This is a genomic window from Achromobacter maghribensis (assembly GCF_057334215.1).
In genome coordinates this window covers 1-647 of record NZ_JBHFII010000060.1, presented here as the reverse complement: position 1 = coordinate 647, position 647 = coordinate 1, and the positions used below count along the sequence as shown (strand labels likewise).

The window sequence follows — 647 nt, the reverse complement described above, 5'->3', positions numbered from 1 at the left end:
TTGTTCAAGGCTTGAACGGCCGGCAGGCTGTTGTTCAGTTGATAGGACCAGGTGCCGTCGCCATTGTCGACCAGCGTGCCGTACTTGGCGTCGCCCGTGGTGATGGCGACCGTGCTGGTGTCCGCGCCCAACGTATCGTTGGTGAGCAGGTTGCCCGTGACAGGCATAGCCGCATCTTCGGTAACGCTTGCCGAGTCGGCATTGGCGACCGGCGCCGTGTCAATGATCTGGATGACCAGGTCATTGCTGGTAGCAATACCGGCCACGTCGGTAACGGTGACGGTGAAGCTGTCCTTGACCGAGTCATCGCCCGCGGTGTGATCGTCAGCACCGCCGGTCTCCTGATAGGAGTAGGTGATGACACCGGTCGCGGCGTTGTAACCCGTGATAGTCAGCACACCCTTATCGGTGGTGATGACGACCGGGGTCGTGGAGGCGTTGGTGACATCATGGCCGCCGACCGTGACGCCAGCGACGCCGGCTTCAGCCGACACGGTAACCTTGCCCGTGACGGTCTCGCCGGAGGCTTCAACGACGCTGTTGTGTGCGTCAGTGACGTTGCCGTCGCCATCTTCAGGCGTGACAACCGGCGGCGCGTCGGTCTGGCCATTGATGGTGATGGTCAGTTCAGCGGTGCTGGTGTCGCC

1 protein-coding gene is annotated in these 647 nt (G+C 62.3%); it reads right to left on the bottom strand.

Annotated features, from left to right (window positions below):
* A partial coding sequence (locus ACE039_RS26155; RefSeq protein ID WP_485823729.1) for a VCBS domain-containing protein occupies positions 1-647 on the bottom strand: 647 nt, incomplete at both ends.